Origin of the sequence: Pseudomonas sp. PSPC2-3 (genome assembly GCF_049898265.1) — a bacterium.
Taxonomy (GTDB): Bacteria; Pseudomonadota; Gammaproteobacteria; order Pseudomonadales; family Pseudomonadaceae; genus Aquipseudomonas; species Aquipseudomonas veronii.
In genome coordinates, this window is sequence record NZ_JAFCXJ010000004.1 from 286,998 (window position 1) to 307,860 (window position 20,863).

General features: G+C 61.5%; 17 protein-coding genes. 6 read left to right on the forward strand and 11 right to left on the reverse strand.

Annotated elements, in window-relative coordinates; all coding sequences use genetic code 11:
- Window positions 1–71: 71 nt before the first annotated feature.
- The 3 genes from ACP7E3_RS11305 to ACP7E3_RS11315 form a co-directional block, all read right to left on the reverse strand.
- Window positions 72–1,397: a sigma-54-dependent transcriptional regulator gene (locus tag ACP7E3_RS11305; protein ID WP_193039586.1), complete on the reverse strand. Its 1,326-nt coding sequence runs from the start codon at window positions 1,395–1,397 to the stop codon at window positions 72–74.
- Window positions 1,391–3,157, reverse strand: a complete 1,767-nt coding sequence (locus tag ACP7E3_RS11310) for an ATP-binding protein (protein WP_426123139.1) — start codon at window positions 3,155–3,157, stop codon at window positions 1,391–1,393. Before ACP7E3_RS11310 ends, ACP7E3_RS11305 begins: the two co-directional genes overlap by 7 nt.
- A 105-nt stretch (window positions 3,158–3,262) precedes the next feature.
- Entirely contained in the window at window positions 3,263–4,786 is a 1,524-nt protein-coding gene (locus ACP7E3_RS11315) for a fumarate hydratase (protein WP_017846082.1), read from the reverse strand.
- Window positions 4,787–5,003: 217 nt separating this feature from the next.
- On the opposite strand from ACP7E3_RS11315, the gene ACP7E3_RS11320 reads away from it, so the two are divergent.
- Window positions 5,004–5,948 (forward strand): iron-sulfur-binding ferredoxin reductase, encoded by a 945-nt coding sequence (locus ACP7E3_RS11320; protein WP_169881535.1) that lies wholly within the window; start codon window positions 5,004–5,006, stop codon window positions 5,946–5,948.
- 92 nt (window positions 5,949–6,040) lie between these two features.
- On the opposite strand, the gene pyk is transcribed toward ACP7E3_RS11320, so the two are convergent.
- A complete protein-coding gene (gene pyk / locus ACP7E3_RS11325; protein ID WP_079444600.1) occupies window positions 6,041–7,492 on the reverse strand; it encodes a pyruvate kinase in 1,452 nt (483 codons plus the stop codon).
- 172 nt (window positions 7,493–7,664) lie between these two features.
- Between pyk and ACP7E3_RS11330 the strand changes: the two genes are divergently transcribed.
- The gene (locus ACP7E3_RS11330) at window positions 7,665–8,039 is read left to right on the forward strand and encodes a tetratricopeptide repeat protein (protein WP_017139782.1); all 375 of its coding nucleotides are present in this window, start codon (window positions 7,665–7,667) and stop codon (window positions 8,037–8,039) included.
- 227 nt (window positions 8,040–8,266) lie between these two features.
- On the forward strand, window positions 8,267–8,626 hold the full coding sequence (locus ACP7E3_RS11335; RefSeq protein ID WP_046385190.1) for a PilZ domain-containing protein: 360 nt from the start codon (window positions 8,267–8,269) through the stop codon (window positions 8,624–8,626).
- A gap of 60 nt (window positions 8,627–8,686) precedes the next feature.
- Here the strand turns inward: ACP7E3_RS11335 and ACP7E3_RS11340 are convergent, their stop codons facing one another.
- Window positions 8,687–10,018, reverse strand: a complete 1,332-nt coding sequence (locus tag ACP7E3_RS11340; protein WP_057004539.1) for a DUF58 domain-containing protein — start codon at window positions 10,016–10,018, stop codon at window positions 8,687–8,689.
- Window positions 10,019–10,025: 7 nt separating this feature from the next.
- On the reverse strand, window positions 10,026–11,066 hold the full coding sequence (locus ACP7E3_RS11345) for an AAA family ATPase (RefSeq protein ID WP_186354534.1): 1,041 nt from the start codon (window positions 11,064–11,066) through the stop codon (window positions 10,026–10,028).
- 498 nt (window positions 11,067–11,564) lie between these two features.
- Here ACP7E3_RS11345 and ACP7E3_RS11350 point away from each other — a divergent pair, with 498 nt between their 5' ends.
- On the forward strand, window positions 11,565–12,893 hold the full coding sequence (locus tag ACP7E3_RS11350; protein WP_108524487.1) for an OprD family porin: 1,329 nt from the start codon (window positions 11,565–11,567) through the stop codon (window positions 12,891–12,893).
- A gap of 282 nt (window positions 12,894–13,175) precedes the next feature.
- Here the strand turns inward: ACP7E3_RS11350 and ACP7E3_RS11355 are convergent, their stop codons facing one another.
- Genes ACP7E3_RS11355 through ACP7E3_RS11370 form a run of 4 tightly spaced genes read right to left on the reverse strand, consistent with a single transcriptional unit; the run spans window position 13,176 to window position 17,515 of the window.
- Complete coding sequence (locus ACP7E3_RS11355) at window positions 13,176–14,333, reverse strand: DUF4350 domain-containing protein (protein ID WP_426123143.1); 1,158 nt, start codon at window positions 14,331–14,333, stop codon at window positions 13,176–13,178.
- A complete protein-coding gene (locus ACP7E3_RS11360) occupies window positions 14,330–15,859 on the reverse strand; it encodes a DUF4129 domain-containing protein (RefSeq protein ID WP_169881533.1) in 1,530 nt (509 codons plus the stop codon). Before ACP7E3_RS11360 ends, ACP7E3_RS11355 begins: the two co-directional genes overlap by 4 nt.
- Window positions 15,846–16,826: a stage II sporulation protein M gene (locus ACP7E3_RS11365; protein ID WP_017846071.1), complete on the reverse strand. Its 981-nt coding sequence runs from the start codon at window positions 16,824–16,826 to the stop codon at window positions 15,846–15,848. The genes ACP7E3_RS11360 and ACP7E3_RS11365 overlap by 14 nt, the downstream gene beginning before the upstream one ends.
- Window positions 16,823–17,515 carry an RDD family protein gene (locus ACP7E3_RS11370; protein ID WP_026139913.1) on the reverse strand — a complete coding sequence of 231 codons (693 nt, stop codon included), beginning with the start codon at window positions 17,513–17,515 and terminating at the stop codon, window positions 16,823–16,825. The genes ACP7E3_RS11365 and ACP7E3_RS11370 overlap by 4 nt, the downstream gene beginning before the upstream one ends.
- A 167-nt stretch (window positions 17,516–17,682) precedes the next feature.
- Between ACP7E3_RS11370 and sbcB the strand changes: the two genes are divergently transcribed.
- Window positions 17,683–19,110, forward strand: a complete 1,428-nt coding sequence (gene sbcB, locus ACP7E3_RS11375; protein ID WP_108524485.1) for an exodeoxyribonuclease I — start codon at window positions 17,683–17,685, stop codon at window positions 19,108–19,110.
- Window positions 19,111–19,201: 91 nt separating this feature from the next.
- On the opposite strand, the gene mvaT is transcribed toward sbcB, so the two are convergent.
- The gene (gene mvaT, locus ACP7E3_RS11380) at window positions 19,202–19,576 is read right to left on the reverse strand and encodes a histone-like nucleoid-structuring protein MvaT (protein WP_005790963.1); all 375 of its coding nucleotides are present in this window, start codon (window positions 19,574–19,576) and stop codon (window positions 19,202–19,204) included.
- Between the two features lie 347 nt (window positions 19,577–19,923).
- Between mvaT and purU the strand changes: the two genes are divergently transcribed.
- A complete protein-coding gene (gene purU, locus ACP7E3_RS11385; protein ID WP_017847102.1) occupies window positions 19,924–20,772 on the forward strand; it encodes a formyltetrahydrofolate deformylase in 849 nt (282 codons plus the stop codon).
- Window positions 20,773–20,863 lie beyond the last annotated feature (91 nt).

Consider the following 20,863-nt stretch of genomic DNA (forward strand, 5'->3'; position numbering starts at 1 on the left):
GGGGTGGGTGAGCGGAAATCCGCTTATGACGTGCCTGCGATGGCGTCTTTGAAAACACCACAAAGAACGCCCTAGAGAAACATCTCGCGCACCAACCCATGCCGCTGCATTTTCTCGTTGAAGGTGCGCCGGGGCAGTTGCAGCTCGGCCAGTACCGCCTTGATATCGCCTTTGTGTCGGGTCAGTGCGGCTTTCAGGCAGTGGGCCTCGAAGGCTTCCTGTTGCGCCGCCAATGATTGCCCGGCCTCGATGCCTTCGGGCTCCGGTTCGCCCAGCCCCAGCACCTGGCGTTCGGCGACGTTGGCCAGTTCGCGCACGTTGCCCGGCCAGTCATGGCTGAGCAGGCGCCCCAGTTGCGCGCCACTCAGCGGTTCAACGGTGCGGCCCAGGCGTTCGGCGGCGCTTTGCGCAAAGTGATCGAACAGCAGCGGTATATCTTCACGGCGCTCGCGCAGGGGCGGCAGGCGCAGTTGTGCGACGTTCAGCCGATAGGCCAGGTCTTCGCGAAAACGTCCGGCGCGGGCTTCTTCCAACAGGTCCGGTTTGGTCGCAGCGATGATGCGCAGATCGACGTGGATGCTCTGATTGGAGCCCAGGCGCTCTAACTTCTGCTCCTGCAACACCCGCAGCAATTTGACTTGCTGGGCCAGGGGCATGCTTTCGATTTCATCCAGAAACAGCGTGCCGCCGTGGGCGTATTCCAGCTTGCCGATACGCTTACCCTGAGCCCCCGTAAACGCGCCGCTCTCGTGGCCGAACAGCTCGGCTTCAAACAGCTGCTCGGGGATTGCCGCGCAATTGAGCGCGACAAAGGCTTTCTTCGCCCGCGGGCCGAAGTCGTGCAGGCAGCGGGCGACCAGTTCCTTGCCGCTGCCGGTCTCGCCGCGGATCAGCACATTGACCGGTAGCGTCGCCAGGTCGAGCACCTGGCGGCGCAGGTTCTGCATGCTGCGGGACACGCCCAGCAGGCTGTTTTCCAGTTGTGTCCGATGATCGGCTTGTTGATGCAGGCGGCGGTTTTCCAGGATCAGCCCACGTTTATCGAGGGCGCGACGCAGGCTGTTGAGCAGGGCTTCGGGGCTGAAGGGTTTTTCCAGGAAGTCGTAGGCCCCGTCGCGCATCGCCTCGACGGCCATCGGCACATCGCCATGGCCGGTCAGCAGGATCACCGGTAAGTCGGCGTCGCGCCGCCGCACTTCGGCCAGCAGTTCCAGGCCGCTGAGGCCGGGCATACGCACGTCGCTCAACACCACCCCGGGAAAGTCCTTGGGCAGTTGCGCCAGGCAGGCCTCGGCGCGACTGAACAATTGCACGTCAAATCCCGACAGGCTCAACCATTGCTCAACGGCTGTGCGAATGCTGGCTTCGTCATCGACCACAATCACCGCATTCAACATAGCTCCGGCGTCTCCAGCGCGATAGGCAGGGTCAGGGTAAACACCGCGCCGTCGCCACGGTTAGCGACGCACAGGCGTCCACCCAGTTCATGCACGATAGCGTAGGACACCGCCAGCCCCAAGCCGAGTCCATCACCCACGGGCTTGGTGGTGAAGAACGGGTCGAACACGCTGTTCAGGTGTTCTTCGGCGATGCCGCCGCCGCTGTCGCTGACGGTCAGTTGCCACAGTTGCTCATCGGCGTGCAGGCGGACTTCCAGGCGTTTGCGCGGCTTGTTGGCCATGGCGTCGAGGGCATTGCGCAACAGGTTGATCAGTACTTGTTCCAGGCGGATCGCGTCGCCACGGACCCAGGCGGGGCGGGTCAGGTCCAGCACGGTGCCGATGCCTTCATCGCGCAGGCGTGCGTCGAGCAGTTGCAGGGCCTGGTCGACCACACTGGCCAGGTCCAGGCGCTCGCGCAGGCCGCTGGGGCTTTTGCGGGCGAAGGTCTTGAGGTGGCCGGTCAGCGCGGCCATGCGGGTGAGCATGTCGTCCAGTGGTGTGAGCGCCTTGTAGGCATCTTCCACGCGGCCATGGTCGAGCAGCAGGCGCAGGGTCGCCAATTGCATGCGCTGCGCGGTCAGCGGCTGGTTGATTTCATGGGCGAGGGCGGCAGACATCTGCCCCAGCGCCGCCAGCTTGGCCGATTGCACCAAACCATCCTGGGCCGTGCGCAGGGCCTGGGTGCGCTCCTCGACAAGCTGTTCGAGCTCTTCGCGGCTGCGCTGGCGCATGCGGGCCAGGCGCCAGCGCTGGGTCAGGAACAGCACCAGGAACACCAGCGCCAGCCACGAACCGGCGGCGGCGAGGCCGGCGTTGCGTTGGTCTTCGAAGGCGAGCTGGGGTTTGCGCAGCAGGTGCAAGGTCCAGCCTTCGCCCTTCAGCGGCAGGGATTCCCAGAGGTACCGGGCGTTGCCGTCGGGGCCGTTGACGCGCATCAGGTGGCTGTTTTCGTCGAAACGCTGCAGGGTCTGGGTCTCCAGCGATTGCAGCTGTTTCTTGTCGTACTGGCGGGTGGCCGTGAGTTCGGCGAGGTCGCTGGCCGACAGCGGGCGCAGGTTGCGATAACGCCAGCCCGGCTGGTTGGCAATAAACACAATGCCGCGCGCATCGCTGACCAGCAGCAGGTCGTTGCCCTGGGCCCATTCGCGCTCGAGTTCGGGGAACTCCAGTTTGACCACCATCGCGCCGAGGAACTGCTCGTGTTCATCGAGCACCGCGCTGGATAGGAAATACCCCGGCACGCCGGTGGTCACCCCGACCGCATAAAAGCGCCCGGTGCCCTGGCTCAGGGTCTGCCTGAAATATGGCCGGAACGCATAATTGTGCCCGACGTAACTGCTCGGCAGCTTCCAGTTGCTCGCGGCCACGGCCAGGCCGGTGCGGTCCATCAGTTCCAATGTGGAGGACTGCGCGGCGCCGTTGATACGTTCCAGTTTACGGTTGAGCAGGTCCTGAGTCGCGGCATCCAGCGGGCCTTTCAACGCGCTGATCATTTCCGAATCCAGTGCCAGCACGGCGGGCAGGGCGCGGTAGCGTTCGATCAGGGTGTGCAGCGAGTTGGCGTACAGCGCTAATTGCTGATTGGCACGGGCGGCATCGTCCACCAGGGCCTGGTGTTCAGCGTGGCGGGTGGCCAAGGCAGCGGCCAGCACCGCACCGGCGATGATCAACAGGGAGTAGAAGGTCAGGCGCAGGGGGCGAGGGATCGCGATCATACGGAGATGAACAGCTGCAATTAGGGGGGAGCACCATAGCATGCGCGATAAAAAAGGCGACTGGGCTGTGTAGCCGCAGTCGCCTTTATCGGTGCGAAGAAGCGCTTACTGCACTTCTACCGCCAGGCTTTCACTGATCTTTTTCTGCCAGATGGCAGGACCGGTGATGTGGACGGATTCGCCTTTGCTGTCCACCGCAACGGTGACCGGCATGTCTTTCACTTCGAACTCGTAGATCGCTTCCATGCCCAGTTCGGCGAAAGCCACCACGCGCGACTTCTTGATGGCTTGCGCCACCAGGTAAGCAGCACCGCCTACGGCCATCAGGTACACGGCCTTGTAGTCCTTGATCGCTTCGATGGCGGTCGGGCCGCGCTCGGATTTGCCGATCATGCCCAGCAGGCCGGTCTGTTCGAGGATCTGACGGGTGAACTTGTCCATCCGCGTCGCGGTGGTCGGGCCGGCGGGGCCAACCACTTCGTCGCGCACCGGATCAACCGGGCCGACGTAGTAGATGAAGCGACCCTTGAGGTCCACCGGCAGGGTTTCGCCCCTGTTCAGCATCTCGACCATGCGCTTGTGCGCCGCGTCGCGACCGGTCAGCATCTTGCCGTTGAGCAACACGGTTTCGCCCGGCTTCCAGCTCTGCACGTCTTCCGGGGTCAGCGTGTCGAGGTTGACGCGACGGGCCGACGGGCCGGCTTCCCAGACGATTTCCGGGTAGGCGTCCAGCGGTGGCGCTTCCAGCGATGCCGGGCCCGAACCGTCGAGCACGAAGTGCGCGTGACGGGTGGCGGCGCAGTTGGGGATCATGCACACCGGCAGGGAGGCGGCGTGGGTCGGGTAATCCATGATCTTCACGTCGAGCACGGTGGTCAGGCCACCCAGGCCCTGGGCGCCGATGCCCAGTTGGTTGACCTTCTCGAACAGCTCCAGGCGCATCTCTTCGATACGGTTGGAAGGGCCACGCTTTTTCAGCTCGTGGATGTCGATGGATTCCATCAACACTTCCTTGGCCATCACGGCGGCTTTCTCGGCGGTGCCGCCGATGCCGATGCCGAGCATGCCCGGTGGGCACCAGCCGGCGCCCATGGTCGGAACGGTCTTGAGCACCCAGTCGACGATCGAGTCGGACGGGTTGAGCATGGCCATTTTCGACTTGTTCTCGGAACCACCGCCCTTGGCGGCCACGTCCACTTCCACGGTGTTACCCGGGACGATGGAGTAGTGGATCACCGCCGGGGTGTTGTCCTTGGTGTTTTTACGCGCGCCCGCCGGGTCGGCGAGGATCGAAGCACGCAGGACGTTTTCCGGCAGGTTGTAGGCGCGACGCACGCCCTCGTTGATCATGTCGTCCAGGCCCATGGTGGCGCCGTCCCAGCGCACGTCCATGCCTACGCGCACGAACACGGTGACGATACCGGTGTCCTGGCAGATCGGGCGGTGGCCGGTGGCACACATGCGCGAGTTGATCAGGATCTGGGCGATGGAGTCACGGGCTGCCGGCGATTCTTCGCGCAGGTAGGCTTCGTGCATTGCCTGGATGAAGTCAACGGGGTGGTAGTAGGAAATGAATTGCAGGGCGTCGGCAACGCTCTGAATCAGGTCGTCTTGCTTGATCACGGTCATGAGTCGCGCTCCTCTATAAGGGAACATTCAATAAAGGTGGCTTCAGTGGGGTGTATCGGTCGGCTGAAACCACCTTTCCAAGGCACGCCGAGTGATGCTGGCGCGACGCTAAAAAGGCGCGGCAGTATAACCCGGCACGGTGGCCGATACACCCGACTATGGTCAAACTCTGCCGGGCGTGATTCCCTGTGTAGGCTTTTTTGATCCGAGACCTTGTATGCCTGAACTGTACGTCGGCGAACGCCACTGGTCGGTCTCCACCGGCAGCAACCTGTTGGATGCCCTGAACCAGGCCGGCGTTGCCGTGCCCTACAGTTGCCGCGCCGGCAGTTGCCATGCGTGCCTGGTGCGTTGCCGGGGCGAGGTCGAGGATCAGCAGCCCGACGCCCTCAGCCCGGCGCAACGCGAGAACGGCTGGCGCCTGGCCTGCCAGTGCCGGGTGGTGGCGGACCTGCACGTCGAAGCGTTTGACCCGAGCCGTGACGGCGTGCCGGCCGCGGTGGTCGGCGTGGAGTGGTTGAGCACGCATGTGCTGCGCCTGCGCCTGCAACCGGAGCGCGGCCTGCGCTACCGGGCCGGGCAGCATCTGGTGTTGTGGGCGGGGCCGGTGGCGCGCCCGTATTCCTTGGCCAGCCTGCCCGAGGAAGATCCGTTCCTGGAGTTTCATCTCGACTGCCGTCAGCCCGGCGCGTTCAGCGATGCCGCTCGACAGTTGCGCGTCGGTGACCGTCTGCGCCTGGGCGAACTGCGCGGCGGCGCTTTGCAGTACGACCCCGACTGGCAAACCCGGCCACTGTGGCTGTTGGCGTCCGGCACCGGCCTGGGCCCGTTGTGGGGCGTGTTGCGTGAGGCGTTGCGCCAGGACCACCAAGGCGCGATCCGCGTGATTCACCTGGCCCACGATGCCAGCGGTCACTACTTGGCCGAGCCCCTGGCAGCGCTGGCCGAGCGCCATCCGAACCTGACGGTGGAGCTGTGGACGGCGGCGCAGTTGACCCCGGCCTTGGCGCAACTGCGGCTGGTTTCCCGGCAAACACTGGCCTTGCTCTGCGGGCATCCGGCCAGCGTCGAGGCGTTCTCCAAGCGCCTGTTCCTGGCAGGGCTGCCGCGCAATCAACTGTTGGCTGATGTGTTCCTGTCCAGGTCGATCAGCGGGTGCTGATGACGTTTCCACAGGCAAGCCCATCACTGTGAGCCGCAAAGCAAAAAGCCCCGCCATTCACAGGGCGGGGCTTTGTTTTTTCAGCAGATTACTCAGACCATTGGGTCGCCAACGTGCAGGATCTTCATGCCGTTGGTGCCGCCGATGGTGTGGTAGCTGTCGCCCTTGGTCAGGATGACCCAGTCGCCTTTCTCCACCACGCCACGCTTGAGCAGTTCGTCGATGGCCGCCTGGCTGACTTGCTCAGGCGGCAACGACGCCGGGTCGAACGGTACGGTGTAGACACCACGGAACAACGCCGCGCGGGCCTGGGTTTCGCGGTGCGGGGAGAACGCGTAGATCGGTACCGAGGAACGGATACGCGACATGATCAACGGCGTGTAGCCACTTTCGGTCAGGGCGATGATCGCTTTGACGCCAGGGAAGTGGTTGGCGGTGTACATGGCGGCCAGGGCGATGCTCTGGTCGCAGCTTTCGAACACTTTGCCGATGCGGTGGCTGGAGGTCTTGCTGGTCGGGTGCTTTTCGGCACCGATGCAGATACGCGCCATGGCCTGGACGGCTTCCAGCGGGTACGGGCCAGCGGCACTTTCAGCCGAGAGCATCACGGCGTCGGTGTAGTCGAGCACGGCGTTGGCCACGTCGGACACTTCGGCGCGGGTCGGCATCGGGTTCTGGATCATCGACTCCATCATCTGGGTCGCCACGATCACCGCTTTATTGTGGCGGCGTGCGTGCAGGATGATTTTTTTCTGGATACCGATCAGCTCGGCATCACCGATTTCCACGCCCAGGTCGCCACGGGCAACCATCACCGCGTCGGACGCCTTGATCAGGCCGTCGAGGGTTTCGTCATCGGCCACGGCTTCGGCGCGTTCGATCTTCGCCACCAGCCAGGCAGTACCACCGGCTTCGTCGCGCAGTTTGCGCGCGTATTCCATGTCGGCAGCGTCGCGTGGGAAGGACACCGCGAGGTAGTCCACTTCCATTTCGGCGGCGAGCTTGATGTCGGCCTTGTCTTTTTCAGTCAGGGCCGGCGCCGTCAGGCCACCACCGCGACGGTTGATACCTTTGTGATCCGACAGCGGGCCGCCGATGATCACGGTGCAGTTCAGCTCAGTGACGCTGGCGGTGTCGACTCGCATGACCACGCGACCGTCGTCCAGCAGCAGTTCGTCGCCGACGCCGCAATCCTTGACCAGGTCCGGGTAGTCGATACCCACGACGTGCTGGTTGCCGTCGGTCAGCGGGTGGCTGGTGGAGAAGGTGAACGTGTCACCGATCTTCAGCTCGATCCGTTTGTCGGTGAATCTGGCGATGCGGATTTTCGGGCCTTGCAGGTCACCCAGCAATGCGACGAAGCGACCGTGTTTGGCGGCCAGGTCACGCACCAGCTTGGCGCGAGCCTTGTGCTCGTCCGGGGTGCCGTGGGAGAAGTTCAGACGGGCAACGTCCAAACCAGCCAGAATCAGCTGTTCGAGGACTTCCGGCGAGTTACTGGCCGGGCCAAGGGTGGCGACGATTTTGGTACGACGGACGGACATGCACAGACTCCTGAGTTCAAGCGCTGAGGAAGGCTACTATGCTCTTTGGTTGTAGTCATTGTTCGTTTGCACTACTTATCGGCGATTCGCTTTTCGCTCCGGTTGAATAGCTGAACAACCTTGAAGATTTTTGACGAGGGGTCGATACACTGCACAAGACAGGAGAACCCTCATGCGAATTTTGCTCATTGCTGCCCTGGCCGTCAGTGTTGTCGGCTGTACCCGCTGGTCGATGGACCACCATTTGAACAACGCCTACCGTGCGTATGGGGTTGGTGACTGCGAGCGCGTGACCCTGGAATTGTCCCAGGTCGACCGGGAAAGTCGCACCCGGCGCTATGTGCAGCCGGAGGTCTCGATGTTGCGCGGGCAGTGCCTGGAGCGACAGAAGTTGTTCGTCGACGCGGTGCAAACCTATCAGTTCATCATCAACCAGTACCCGTCCAGCGAGTACGCCTACCGGGCCCGTGCGCGTCTCGACACCCTGCAACAACTGGGGCACTACTCCGGCGCGAGCGTTGCGCAGCCACGTCCGGCGTCGTTGTGATGGTATTTGTCGTTGCGTAGCTGGCCCGTTGCCAGTCTTAGGCTATTCTTTGAATGTCCGTTTGTACAAGTTTGTGTCCAAACGGATGGAACACTTGGGATTGGCAGGCTGTAGAGTGGCAAAGCGCTAGCTGTTGTCGCACCGATCTCCAGGGAGAGCGGGGGTGTTTGGCCCGTTCCGAATCACTGGCGTGGCCAGAGTTATGGCCAATGGATGGCGATATCATCATGTTTACCGACCGACGAATTGAGCGGCATCAATTGTCTTGTTTCCTGCAAGTGTTCAACCGGCTTACGGATAAGCCCATTGGTTACTTGGGTAACGTATCCGCAGAAGGACTGATGTTGATCAGTCAATTGCCGATGATGGTCGACGTGGCGTTCGAGCTGCGCTTGAAGATTCCCACGGTCGACGGTGATTTCCAGGCAGTTGATTTCACGGCGACCTGTTTATGGAGTCACGAGGACATCAATCCCCAGCATTACGACTCGGGTTTCAGCGTGGCTGAGGCGCCTGCCGAATACGGCCAACTGATCAATGCCTTGCTGCAGTATTTCAGCTTTGACCCCTTACAGGCGTCCGCTTAGACATAGCGCGCAGTCGCCCCGGCTTGGGTGTAGCGACCCAAGCCGGGGTGTGCGCTGTTTTCACAGAACGCCGGCTTTTTTCCAGCCCAGGTAACGTGTCACCAGGGCGGCGCCCAACTCCGAGGGGCGCGTATCCAGTACCGACAACCCATGGGCGTTCAGGCGGTCATGCAGTTCGTCGCGTTGATTGAGGTAGTCGACGGTGCCGCTGTAGGCCAGCGCTTCGGGCAGGGTTTGCACCGGCGAAAGGCGCAGTTGGTCGAGTACTTCTTCGCGCAGGCTGGCGACCAGTACCCGGTGTTGCCGGCTGATGCGTTTGACCGCGGTCAGCAGTGCCTCATCGTCCTCATCTCGCAGGTTACTCACCACGATCACCAGCGCCCGGCGTTTCTGCCGAGCCAGCAACTGGTTGGCCGCGGCTTCGTAGTCGGCCGCGCGTCGCGTGGTGTCGAGGTCGTAGACGGTGTTGAGCAACAGATTCAACTGCCCGGTGCCCTTGACGGGCGCCAGGTAGCGCGGCTGGTCGCAGGCAAAGGTGCATAGGCCGACGGCATCGCCCTGGCGCAAGGCAACATAACTGAGCAGCAGGCAGGCATTGAGCGCGTGATCGAAGTGGGACAGCTCTGCGTCCTGGCTGCGCATGCGCCGACCACAATCGAGCATGAACACGATCTGCTGGTCGCGTTCGTCCTGGTATTCCCGGGCGATCGGCGTGCGTTGGCGTGCGGTGGCTTTCCAGTCGATCTGCCGCAGGCTGTCGCCCTCGCGAAACTCGCGCAGTTGATGAAACTCCAGCCCCAACCCCCGGCGCTGGCGTTGACGCACGCCCAACTGGCTCAGCCAGTTATCCACACCCAAGAGCTGCGCGCCATACAGGCGGGCGAAATCCGGATAGACCCGGGTGGCATCGCTGACCTCAATAAAGCGCCGTGCGGACCACAACCCCAAGGGGCTGGGCAGGTGCAGCTCGCAGCGACTGAAACTGAAGTGCCCACGCCGCAGGGGGCGCAGCCGATAGCCCAGTTCGCTGCGTTCGCCGGGGCGCAGTTCGATCGACTGCGGCATGTGTTCCAGGCTCAGGCCGTCGGGGACGTGATCGAACACCTGCACCGTCAGCGGTTGTGGGTAATCGTGTTCAAGCGTCAGGCGTACTTCGCCCCAGCGTCCCAATGCCAGGCTGCCGGGCATCTGCCGTTGTACTCGCGCGGACGGACGACGGCGCAGGCGCATCGCGTCCAATAGCGCCAGCAACAACAGCGCCAGCAGCAGACCCCAGGCCACCGAATGCAGGCTGTCGGGCACCGGGAGCTGCAACGCCTGTGCGGCGCCCAGCAATATATTCAGGCCCAGCAGCACGCCGAGCCAGATCAACAGCAGACGGGTCGGCTTCATGGATGGGTCATTGCCGAGGTGCCGAAATCTGGTCCAGCAGTTGCTGGAGGACCTGGTCCACTTCCAGTCCGTCGATATCCAGCTCGGGGGCGATGCGAACGCGATGACGCAGCACCGCCAGGGCGCAGCCCTTGATGTCGTCCGGGGTGACGAACTCGCCCCCGCGCAGCAAGGCGCGGGCACGGGCGCCGCGCACCAGGGCAATGGATGCGCGTGGGCCGGCACCGATGGTCAGCCCCGGCCAACTGCGGGTGGCCCGTGCCAGGCGCACGGCGTAGTCGAGCACTTGCTCGTCCAGCGCCAGTTCGCTGGCGATCTGTTGCAGTTGCAACACGTCCTCGGCTTGCAGCACGGTGCGCAGGGGTTGTACGTCGAGCATGTCGGCCCGGGATGAGCGCGTGACTTCGCGCACCATCTCCAGCTCTTGTTGGGAGTCGGGGTAGTCCATCCGCACCTTGAGCATGAAACGGTCCAGTTCGGCCTCGGGCAGCGGGTAGGTGCCTTCCTGCTCGATGGGGTTCTGGGTGGCCAGCACCATGAACGGTTGGCCGATGGGCAGCGCTTCGCCCTCAAGGGTCACTTGGCGCTCCTGCATGGCCTCGAGCAAGGCGGCCTGGGTCTTGGCCGGCGCGCGGTTGATCTCGTCGGCCAGCAACAGGTGGGTAAACAACGGCCCCTTGCGCAGCTTGAACTGCTCGGTGTGCAGGTCGTACACGGCGTGCCCGGTGACATCGCTGGGCATCAGGTCCGGCGTGAACTGGATGCGCGCGAAGTCGCCGCCGAAGCAACGGGCCAGGGCCCGAACCAACAAGGTCTTGCCCAGGCCGGGTACGCCTTCAAGCAGCACGTGGCCGCCGGCGATCAAGGCGGTGAGGACGTCGTCGATCACCTGGTCCTGGCCAATCACCGCCTTGCGCAGCTCAACGCGCAACGCCTGGGCTTGGCGGCTGGCGTGTTGCAGGGTTTCGGTGGTCAGGGCAGTGGGTGTTGGAAATTCGCTGATGATTTCCGGAGCCTTATTCATTGTTACATTGGTTGTATTATCCATAAATCAGATACTTACCTAATCTAACTATTGTTGGGTTTTTATGGGCCGGATGAATGGAATCAGGTCGATATGCACAACTTTCATTCCATGATAGTCCCCGACTTTGGGCGCTCGACAGACGACGCGTCGGCCATAATGACCCGCTTCGGTTTGGAGGGATGCCTCCAGGCGCCAGTGGCACTGCCTTCCGGATCATCCCCTGATGCCAAGGGCAATGGTAGTGTGGCCGCTCAAGAGAAGACACTACAGACTGGCTATGCTTTGTAAACCTCAATAAGACGCTCTCTCGCCTCTCCGGCTGCAACGGGCAGCTCGTTATAGGGCGGCAGGAGAGCCACTTTTTCAACAGTGTTGAGCAAAAGCAGCCGCTCTCGAGTAACAAGCTGGCTTGTTTAGCCGCCAAGTTTAATATCAGAATATTCATCTGGTTTCATTTGTTGATCGTCTGGGCTATCGCCTTAATGCTCCAACACGACATCGTGCACTGGAGCAAAAATAATGAAAAAACACCAATCGGCACTTCAACTCAATACCTTGGCCGTGGCGCTGGCATTTGCCTTGCCGGCCATGAGCTATGCCAGCGATCAGTCCGATTCCAAGGGGTTTGTCGCGGACAGCAGTTTAAATATTCTGAATCGCAACATGTTCTGGAACCAGAACGGCAGCGGCACCCACACCCGTGACTGGAGTCAAGCGCTGATGGCGACCTTCAGCTCGGGCTTCACCCAAGGCACCATCGGCGTCGGCATTGATGCGTTTGCCGACCTGGCGTTGCGCATCGACGGGAGCACCGACCGTGCCGGAGGCCCGAACATTCCATCCGATGCCAATGGCCATCCGGATCACGGCCTCGCGAAGGCCGGCGGTGACGTCAAGTTCCGTGTTTCCAATACCACGCTCAAGGTCGGCGACTTGCAGCCCACGTCGCCGGTGTTTGCCACCGCTGATAACTACCTGATGCCACAGACCGCATCAGGCTTCCAGGTCGACAGTCATGAAATCACGGGCCTGAACCTGGAGGCCGGTCATTACACCGCCGGTACCGGTAACACCACCACGTCGCGCAGCGGCGACATTCTCGCCAGCTATGCGGGTGTGGAAGCGGCGTCGGCCAGCTTCGCGGGTGGCAAGTACCAGTTCAGTAAGGAATTCACCGCGTCGCTGTACGGAGCGCGCCTGGAAGACGTTTGGAACCAGTACTACGTCAACTTGAACCTTGTTCATCCATTGGCCGTTGACCAATCCGTCGCACTGGATTTCAACCTCTATCGCACACTGGACGACGGCAGCGCCAAGGCCGGTACCATCGACACCACTGCAGCCTCGCTGGCGGCTGCCTACACCCTGGGCGCGCACACCTTCACACTGGCCGGACAGAAGATCCATGGTGACGAGCCGTTCGACTATGTCGGCTTTGGGGAGACCAACGCCGGTGTCGGTGCCGGCCGCTACGGTAACTCGATCAACCTCGCTGATTCGGTGCAGTACTCCGACTTCAACGGCCCGGGCGAGAAGTCCTGGCAGATGCGCTATGACTTGGACATGAGTTCCTTTGGCGTCCCAGGCCTGAGCTTCATGGCTCGTCATATTCGCGGTTCTGGCATCGACGGTACGCATACTGCCAGTAACTCGGCCTACGCCGGGGCCTATGGCGCCAACGACCAGGAACACGAAACCGACGCCGAAGTGAAATACGTCGTACAGAGTGGCCCTGCCAAGAAACTGACTGTCCACCTGCGGGAGGCCTGGCACGATGGCGATGCCTCTACCGGGGGGCATTTGGTGCAGACGCGTCTGATTACTGAGTACCCGTTGAATATCTTCTAAACAGGCGGGCTTACTTGTCGCTTTAGTTAACGTGTTTGGATTCAACGACGAAACTCGACCGACAGTCTTGCCGCACAAATGCGATATAACCAAACGCGGCCTTTGAGGTCTGCCGGGGCTTGTGCGTCCAGAGACTCGGCCGGGGCAATCAGGCGACGGATCAGGCACTCCACGTTGGTTCTCACTCTGGGTGTGGATCTCACGAGGCGCTGAACCTCAGAGTCGAGGCGCAGCGCCCTCTTGCTGGCGTTGTACCACGCACCTTCGTCACAGAACGCGGAGTCATAGTGCATTCCTGAGCGTTTGCAGGCACGCCACCTGGCGGCTGAAATCGGCGCTGGAAAGCCGTTTTGCCGCAAGGGGGCCAAGGGCCTGGCTGATCACGTGAGAGGGTTGGCGCGTCAGGTGTTCAAGCACCTGCCACTGGTCTGCGGTGTTTAGGTGTTCAAAGCCAGGGTGGCGCCGCCTTGCGGCGCGCAGGATATCGCGCTGCAAGGCGTGCAACAGGGCGCCCTGGCCGCTGCGGCGCAGCAGGAAGTCGGCGCTGGCCTGCAAGTGTTCCTGCAGTTGTCGGCGTGCTCTGGGCGCTGGCGCCTGGATCGGGCCTTGGCGCATGCCGGCCTGCCAGAGCGCCAGGGCGATCAGCGCGGCGAGCGCCACCAGCGCCTGGGGGAAATAGCGCATCAACAAGGTGAACAGGTCGTCCACGTCGCTGTTGAACAGCAGGCTCACGTCGGTGCCCTGGTTGAGGTACCACAGCAGCCAGGCGTTATCGTGTTGGCCGATTCCCGGGGTTTTCCATAAGTCGCTGTCGGTGACGACTGTCACACGGCCTTGCCCGAGATTGAGTTGCATCAGGTGGCTGGACCTGGCGCTGTTGGCGGAAAACTGGGCCAGGTGCTTGGGGTCGGTGAGATTGAAGTCGGTATCGAAGCTGAAATACGCCGGGGCGGTTTCATTGTCGACATAGAGCTTGGCCAGGTCCGGTTTTTTCTGTTTGCGTGCCGGAGCGGGTTGCTCGGATTCGTCGCTCAAGGTCTGCTGGATATGCAGGCGGTCGAGCAGCAGGTCGCCGCTTTTAGCGGTTTCTTCATCCCACAGCGCTTCGGCCACCACCAGCAGGTGGCCACCGGACTTTGCCCAGTCCAGCAGTTGATCCACCTGGCGCGGGGTCATGTTGTCGCGTTCGCCCAGCAGCAACAGGCTGCGGCCTCTGGGGGGCAGATCGGAGAGCCGTTCAAGGCCGCTGGCACGCTCCACCGCCAGGCCTTGCTGGCGCAGAAAGTGTTCGGCCGCCAGGTAGGGATTGCCCAATGCTTCGGGGGAAGGGCCGCGATCCACCACTTCGTCATAAGGCATTGCCTTGTGCCACACATACAGGCCGCCCGCCCCCAGCAGGCAAGCAAGCAGCAACCCCACCCACAGCAATGGCCGCTTCATCGGGCGACTCCCGAACTGAACAGGGTGCGCCAATCGTTGCACAACTGCTGCTGTACCACCGCGGGCGGAAGGCGGTGCCCGTAGGCGAGGTTTTGCCAGTGCCGGGTCAATTCGTCGCTGAATGCCAGCAATTGTGGTTGTTGCAAGCGTTGAACGCGTTCCAGGACCTGGCCTTCGGTGTCGGCGGTTTTCAGTGGCAAGTTGAAGTCGTGCAGTAACCGGCTGAGCAGCCCGCGATACAACAGGCCCAGGGCTTCCCTGGGGTGGTTGGGCCATAGTCGCTCGGCGGCGCTGGCAATGTCATCGGGCAGGGTTTCGGCGCCCAGCTCCAGGCCGAACAGTTGGGTGGGTGGCGGTTTGGCGAGCTTGGGTTGGCGTGGCCCGCGCCGGCTGACAAAGGTGCGCAGCCACTCGCGATAACGCCAGGCGAGCAACGCCACGCTGCCCGCCAACAGACTCCACAGCAGCACCTCCAGGCCTTGGGCGAGGTGCTTGAAGGCGTCGCTGTTGAAGTTGTCCAGCAGTGCTTGCAGCCAGGCCGGTAGTTTGCCGTCACCGCGTGCCTGGGGCTTGGTGTTGGGTTTTTCGTCAGCAAAGCGATAGCGCGTGACGGTTTCCGGATTTTTGAACGGAGGCTTGTCCAGCAGCGCCTTGATCGATTGGCTGGCGGATTGGGGGGTGACTTGCCGGGTGGGGGGCGAGTCATCGGCCATCGCGGGTCGGCCCAGCGGCAGCAGCATCAGCCCGATCACCAGCAGTAGCAACGGGGCCGCGCTGCTCAGGCGCTGGCGCAGGCGGCGAAAAACCAGCTCAAGGTCCCACGCTTCCAGCACGGTGCGACGGTTGAGGTACAAGCTGAATCCACAGGCGACGTAGATCGGTTCCCAGAACACCAGGACCAGCGCGTAGAAGGCGTTGCTCAGGTGTTCCAGCCACAACCCCTCCGGGCCGGTTGCCAGGGCCAGCCGTTGCCAGTCCCAATCCAGTTCAACCTGCTGGGGGATGAACAGATAGAACAGCGCCATGCAGCCGAACCACAGGCCGATTTCCAGGTGTACACCGAGCGTGGTCAACCAGCGCGCCGCGCCGGCGTTGTGTTGTTGCAGCACGCCCAGGCGTTTTTGGCGTGCCTGACCATCCAGGCCTTCGAGTTGGCTGACCGGCATCAAAAAGCTGCGGCTCAGGCTCAGTCGCCGCCAGGTCAGGCTGGCCAGGAGTTGGCCCTTGAGCAGGCGCGGCCAGTGACGCACGGCCTGTTTCAGGCTGGGCGTCTCGCCAAACAGGGCCTTGGACAGGATATACAGGGGCAGTCGGTCGAAGGCCGGCTTCAACCACCAGAACACAAACAAGGCCGTGGACGGGTATTGCCACAACAGAACGCTAAGCGCGATGAATATCGGCAGGCTCACCAGCGCCCAACTGGCCATCAGCAGCAGTCGGTGTTCCTGGGCCAATAACACGCCCAGGTCCATGGCTTCCCATGATGTTCGCGGGCGAATCACTACGCTGGCATCACTCAGGCGCATGGCGAGTCCGTCCGGCAAGGGTCAGGTAGGCGGCCACCAGTAGCCAGAGCCCCGCGCCCACCAGGTATTTGACCCAAGGCGCGATCGCAGTGGTGGAAGACCAGTAGGCTTCGATAAATGCTGCGATCAGCAGGAACAGCATGACGCCGCAGAGCATCTGCACGCTTTTACGTGCCGCCAGCCGCAGGGATTCACCGCGTGTCAGGTGCCCCGGAGCGATCAACGCCCAGCCCAACTGCAAGCCTGCCGCGCCAGCCAGGGCAATTGCGCTGAGTTCGAAGGCACCGTGGCCGATGACAAACGACCAGAAGGTCTGGCCGTAGCCGATTTCAGTGAGGTGCCCGGAGATCGCACCGATGATCAGGCCGTTGAATATCAGAAAGAACACGCTGCCCAGGCCGAACAGCAAGCCCGCGGCAAAGGTCTGGAAGGCGATGCCGATGTTGTGCATCACGTAGTAGCCGAACATCATCCAGTCTTCACTGGATGCACGTTCGGCGACGCGGCCCAGGCGACTGGCGTCCGGGTCGTACATGCTATGCATCTCGGCCACCTGCTGGGGGCTGACGACGCTGTAGATCAGTTCGGGAAACAGGTACACCAGCAGCGCAATACCCACCAGGCTACCGAAGAACAGCAGGCTGGCGATCAACACGAAGCGCCACTGTTCACGCACCAGCCGGGGGAAACCGGCCAGCAGGAAAGCCAATACGTTCGCACCCAATTGGCTGCGGTGGCGATACAGCTGTTGGTGGCCGCGCAGGGCCAGTTGTTGCAGCGGGTCCACCAGGTAACTGCTGTAGCCGCGCTCCTGGGCCATGGCCAGGTGCTGGCACAGGCGTCGATACTGATGAGGGAAATCAGCCAGCTCAGCGGCCTTGGCCTTGCCTTGTTCCAACTGCGTCAGTTGTTCGGCGAACGCTTGCCATTGGGGCTGATGACGGCTTTCGAACAGGCTCTGTTTCATGTCGGCCCCAGCAAGCCACGGGCCACGCCGTTGAGCTGCTCGACAGCGCGAGCCGGGGACACCTGCAAGGGCGTGGCGAGGATCGAGGCCAGTTCCTGTACTCGCTCGGCGGACAGCTCACCCTGGCGCTCGGCGAAATTGAGGATGGCGCGCTGTTCGCTCAGGTCCAGGGCAAATGGCAGGCGCAGGGCAGGGGCCTGCGGCACCTTGGGGCGTGCCAATGGCAGTTCGCGGTAGACCACCAGCGTGCCGGCCGCCAGATCACCGAGCCGTTTGAAGTTAGGGTGCTGCAGGCAACTGATGGCGCCGAGAAAGTAGCCGAACGGCAGCATATCGACAAAGCGCAGCAGGTTGCGGATGAGTGAGGCCGACCAGCCGATGGGCGTGCCGTCATCCTGTACCACGCGCATTCCCATGACCTGCTTGCCCGGCGAGCAGCCCTGGTTGAGTACTTCAAACAGCACCATGTACCACCAACTGACCAGGAACAGCAGCAATGAGCCCAGCCCTATGCCGATGTTGCCGAGCAGGGCCAACGGAACCAGCAGGATGCCCATGAGCAACCCGCGCACGCCCAGGTCGAAGGCGAAGGCCAGTGCACGTGGCAGCAGGCCAGCCGGGCGCAAGGGCAGGTCGATGCCCTCCGGGGTCTCGATCTGGTAACGGGTATCCAATGGAGCTGATGGCATCGCGATCCTTGGCAGCGCAGAGCGGTTGGAAGACACGGATGCTAGCAGTGTCGGCGATGGAAGCAACCATTCAAGGTTTTGCTGGATGTTTATACAGTTGAACTGGCGCTGGCCTCAGGCACCTTCCAGCGCCTAGACTTCGTCGATCTTCAGCACAGGAATAGCCCGTGACCACTCTTTTCTGGTACGACTATGAAACCACCGGCATCAACCCGCGCAGCGATCGCCCCCTCCAGGTCGCCGGTATTCGCACCGATGTCGACCTCAACGAGGTTGGCCCGCCGGTCAACCTGTATTGCCAACCCAGCGACGATATCCTGCCCCATCCGGCGGCCTGTGCGATCACCGGCATCACCCCGCGCATGCTGGCGGAAAAGGGCTTGGCCGAAGCCGATTTCATGACGCGGGTGCATGCCGAACTGGCGGTCCCCGGTACCTGTGGGGTGGGTTACAACACCCTGCGGTTTGACGATGAAATGACCCGTTACAGCCTCTATCGCAATTTCTTCGACCCTTACGCGCGTGAATGGCAGGGCGGTAACAGCCGCTGGGACTTGATCGATGTGATGCGTACCGCCTACGCGCTGCGCCCGGAGGGAATCGTCTGGCCCGAGCAGGATGGGCGTGTCACCCTCAAGCTGGAGCGTTTGACCGAGGCCAACGGGATCGCCCATGGCCAGGCTCACGATGCGTTGTCCGACGTGCGCGCGACCATTGCCCTGGCCCGATTGGTCCGTGAAAAACAGCCCAGGTTGTACGACTGGCTATTCCAATTGCGCAGCAAGCAACGAGTGATGGACCAGGTGCGGCTGCTGCAACCGATGGTGCATATCTCCGGGCGTTTTTCGGCCGAGCGCCATTTCCTCGGCGTTGTACTGCCCCTGGCCTGGCACCCGCGCAATCGCAACGCGTTGATCGTCTGTGACCTGGGCCTTGATCCGCAAGGGCTGCTGGACCTCGACGCCAATACCTTGCGTCAGCGCCTCTACACCCGTCGTGATGATCTGGCCGCAGGCGAGTTACCGGTACCGCTCAAGTTGTTGCATATCAACCGCTGCCCGGTGGTGGCGCCATTGAATGTGCTGCGGGCGCAAGACCGTGAACGACTGCAATTGGATATGGACGCTTATCAGGCGCGGGCGCTGCGGCTAACTGACGCACAGGAAGTTTGGCGCGACAAGTTGGCGGAGATTTATGCCGAGGAAGATTTTGCACCGAGTTCGGACCCGGAGCAGCAGCTCTATGATGGTTTTATCGGCGACCGCGATCGTCGTTTGTGCGAACAAGTCCGCGCGGCAGAGCCGGCGCAATTGGCGCGGCAGCAGTGGCCCTTTGATGATCAGCGTTTGCCGGAATTATTATTTCGCTACCGTGCGCGCAACTTTCCTGCAACCTTGAACAGCGAGGAGCAACAACGCTGGAAACTTTTCTGTCAGCAACGCTTGTCAGATGGCGAATGGGGTGCACCCAATACCTTGGAGGCATTTAAACGTGCTCGTATTGAATTGGCTGTTAGTGCCACGCCGTTTCAGCGTCAGGTGCTGGATCAATGGCAGGAGTATGCTGACTCTTTAGCCGTTCGGTTCAATCTGTAATCAGGCAATTGCAGATTATTCAGACAATAAAAAAACGCCAGCAAGCTGGCGTTTTTCGTCTGTCGCGTATCAGGCAAGAGCCTGGCGAGGCTTAGCCCAGCAGGGTAGCCCAGCCTTCAACCACATCACCGCCCCACTTGGCTTTCCACTCTTTCAGCGTCTTGTGGTTGCCACCTTTGGTTTCAATCACTTCGCCGTTGTGCGGGTTTTTGTATTGCTTGACCTTGCGGGCACGCTTGGTGCCGGTAGTTTTCACTGCGCCGCGCGGTGCTTTAACTTTAGACTCTGGATCCAGCAGCGCGATGATGTCACGCAGGGATTTGGAGTATTCACCCATCAGGGTACGCAGTTTGCCTTCGAATTCCAGCTCGGTTTGCAGTTTGTCGTCTTGGGACAGATTCTTCAAACGGGCTTGCAGCTCTTTGATAGCTTCTTCGGTGGCACGGTATTCGTTGATCAGGGACATGTGGACTACCTTATGTAGAGCGCTGATTGACAGGGATAGTGGCCCAATAATAGTCAGGCTATTTCCCCAAGTAAACATTTAAGGGAACATTTATGTGAATTACTTTGAATGTTTGTGGCAAATCTATGCAAACGAGTTAATTAGTAGCGGGTATGGGCAAAGACTACCTGCTTAATTTCCGCTAACTGCCTGAGCGTGCCGATGCACATGCATATAGCGGTGGTAAAACCCTACGTTATTAAGGGGTGTGGTCAAGGCGAGGGCAGAATAAGCGTCAACGGATACTGCAGTTTTTCTGCGTAATCGCTAGAATGACCGCCTTTGCGAAGTTCTGGAGTTTCCCCCTAATGCACACTTTTCGGCTGGTGATCGCTTGCCCGGACCGGGTTGGCATCGTTGCCAAAGTCAGTAACTTTCTGGCCTCCCACAACGGCTGGATCACCGAGGCGAGCCATCACTCGGACAATCTCAGCGGTTGGTTCTTCATGCGCCACGAAATCCGTGCCGATACGCTGCCCTTTGGCCTTGAGGCGTTTCGCGAGGCGTTTGCGCCGATCGCCGAAGAGTTTTCGATGATCTGGCACATCAGCGATACCGAGCAGAAAAAACGTGTGGTGTTGATGGCCAGCCGTGAATCGCACTGCCTGGCGGACTTGCTGCACCGCTGGCACAGCGACGAGCTGGACTGTGAGATCGCCTGCGTGATCTCCAACCACGACGACCTGCGTAGCATGGTCGAGTGGCATGGCATCCCGTACTACCATGTGCCGGTCAACCCGCAGGACAAGGAACCGGCGTTCGCCGAGGTGTCCCGTCTGGTCAAGCAGCATGAAACCGACGTCGTGGTGCTGGCGCGCTACATGCAGATCCTGCCGCCGGAACTGTGCCGCGAATACGCCGGCAAGGTGATCAACATTCACCACAGCTTCCTGCCGTCGTTTGTCGGTGCCAAACCGTACCACCAGGCTTCCCTGCGTGGCGTGAAGTTGATTGGCGCAACGTGCCATTACGTCACCGAAGAACTGGACGCCGGCCCGATCATCGAGCAGGACGTGGTGCGTGTCAGCCACAGCGACAGCATTGACGACATGGTGCGCTTCGGCCGTGACGTCGAGAAAATGGTCCTGGCCCGTGGCCTGCGCTATCACTTGGAAGACCGCGTGCTGGTACACGGCAACAAAACAGTCGTGTTCTGATCAACGCGTTTTGATTGAAGAATGAAGGGCCTGGGCGTTAAATCGTCCCATGCCTTTTTTCATTGATCTGCCCAGCAGGACAAGCCCATGA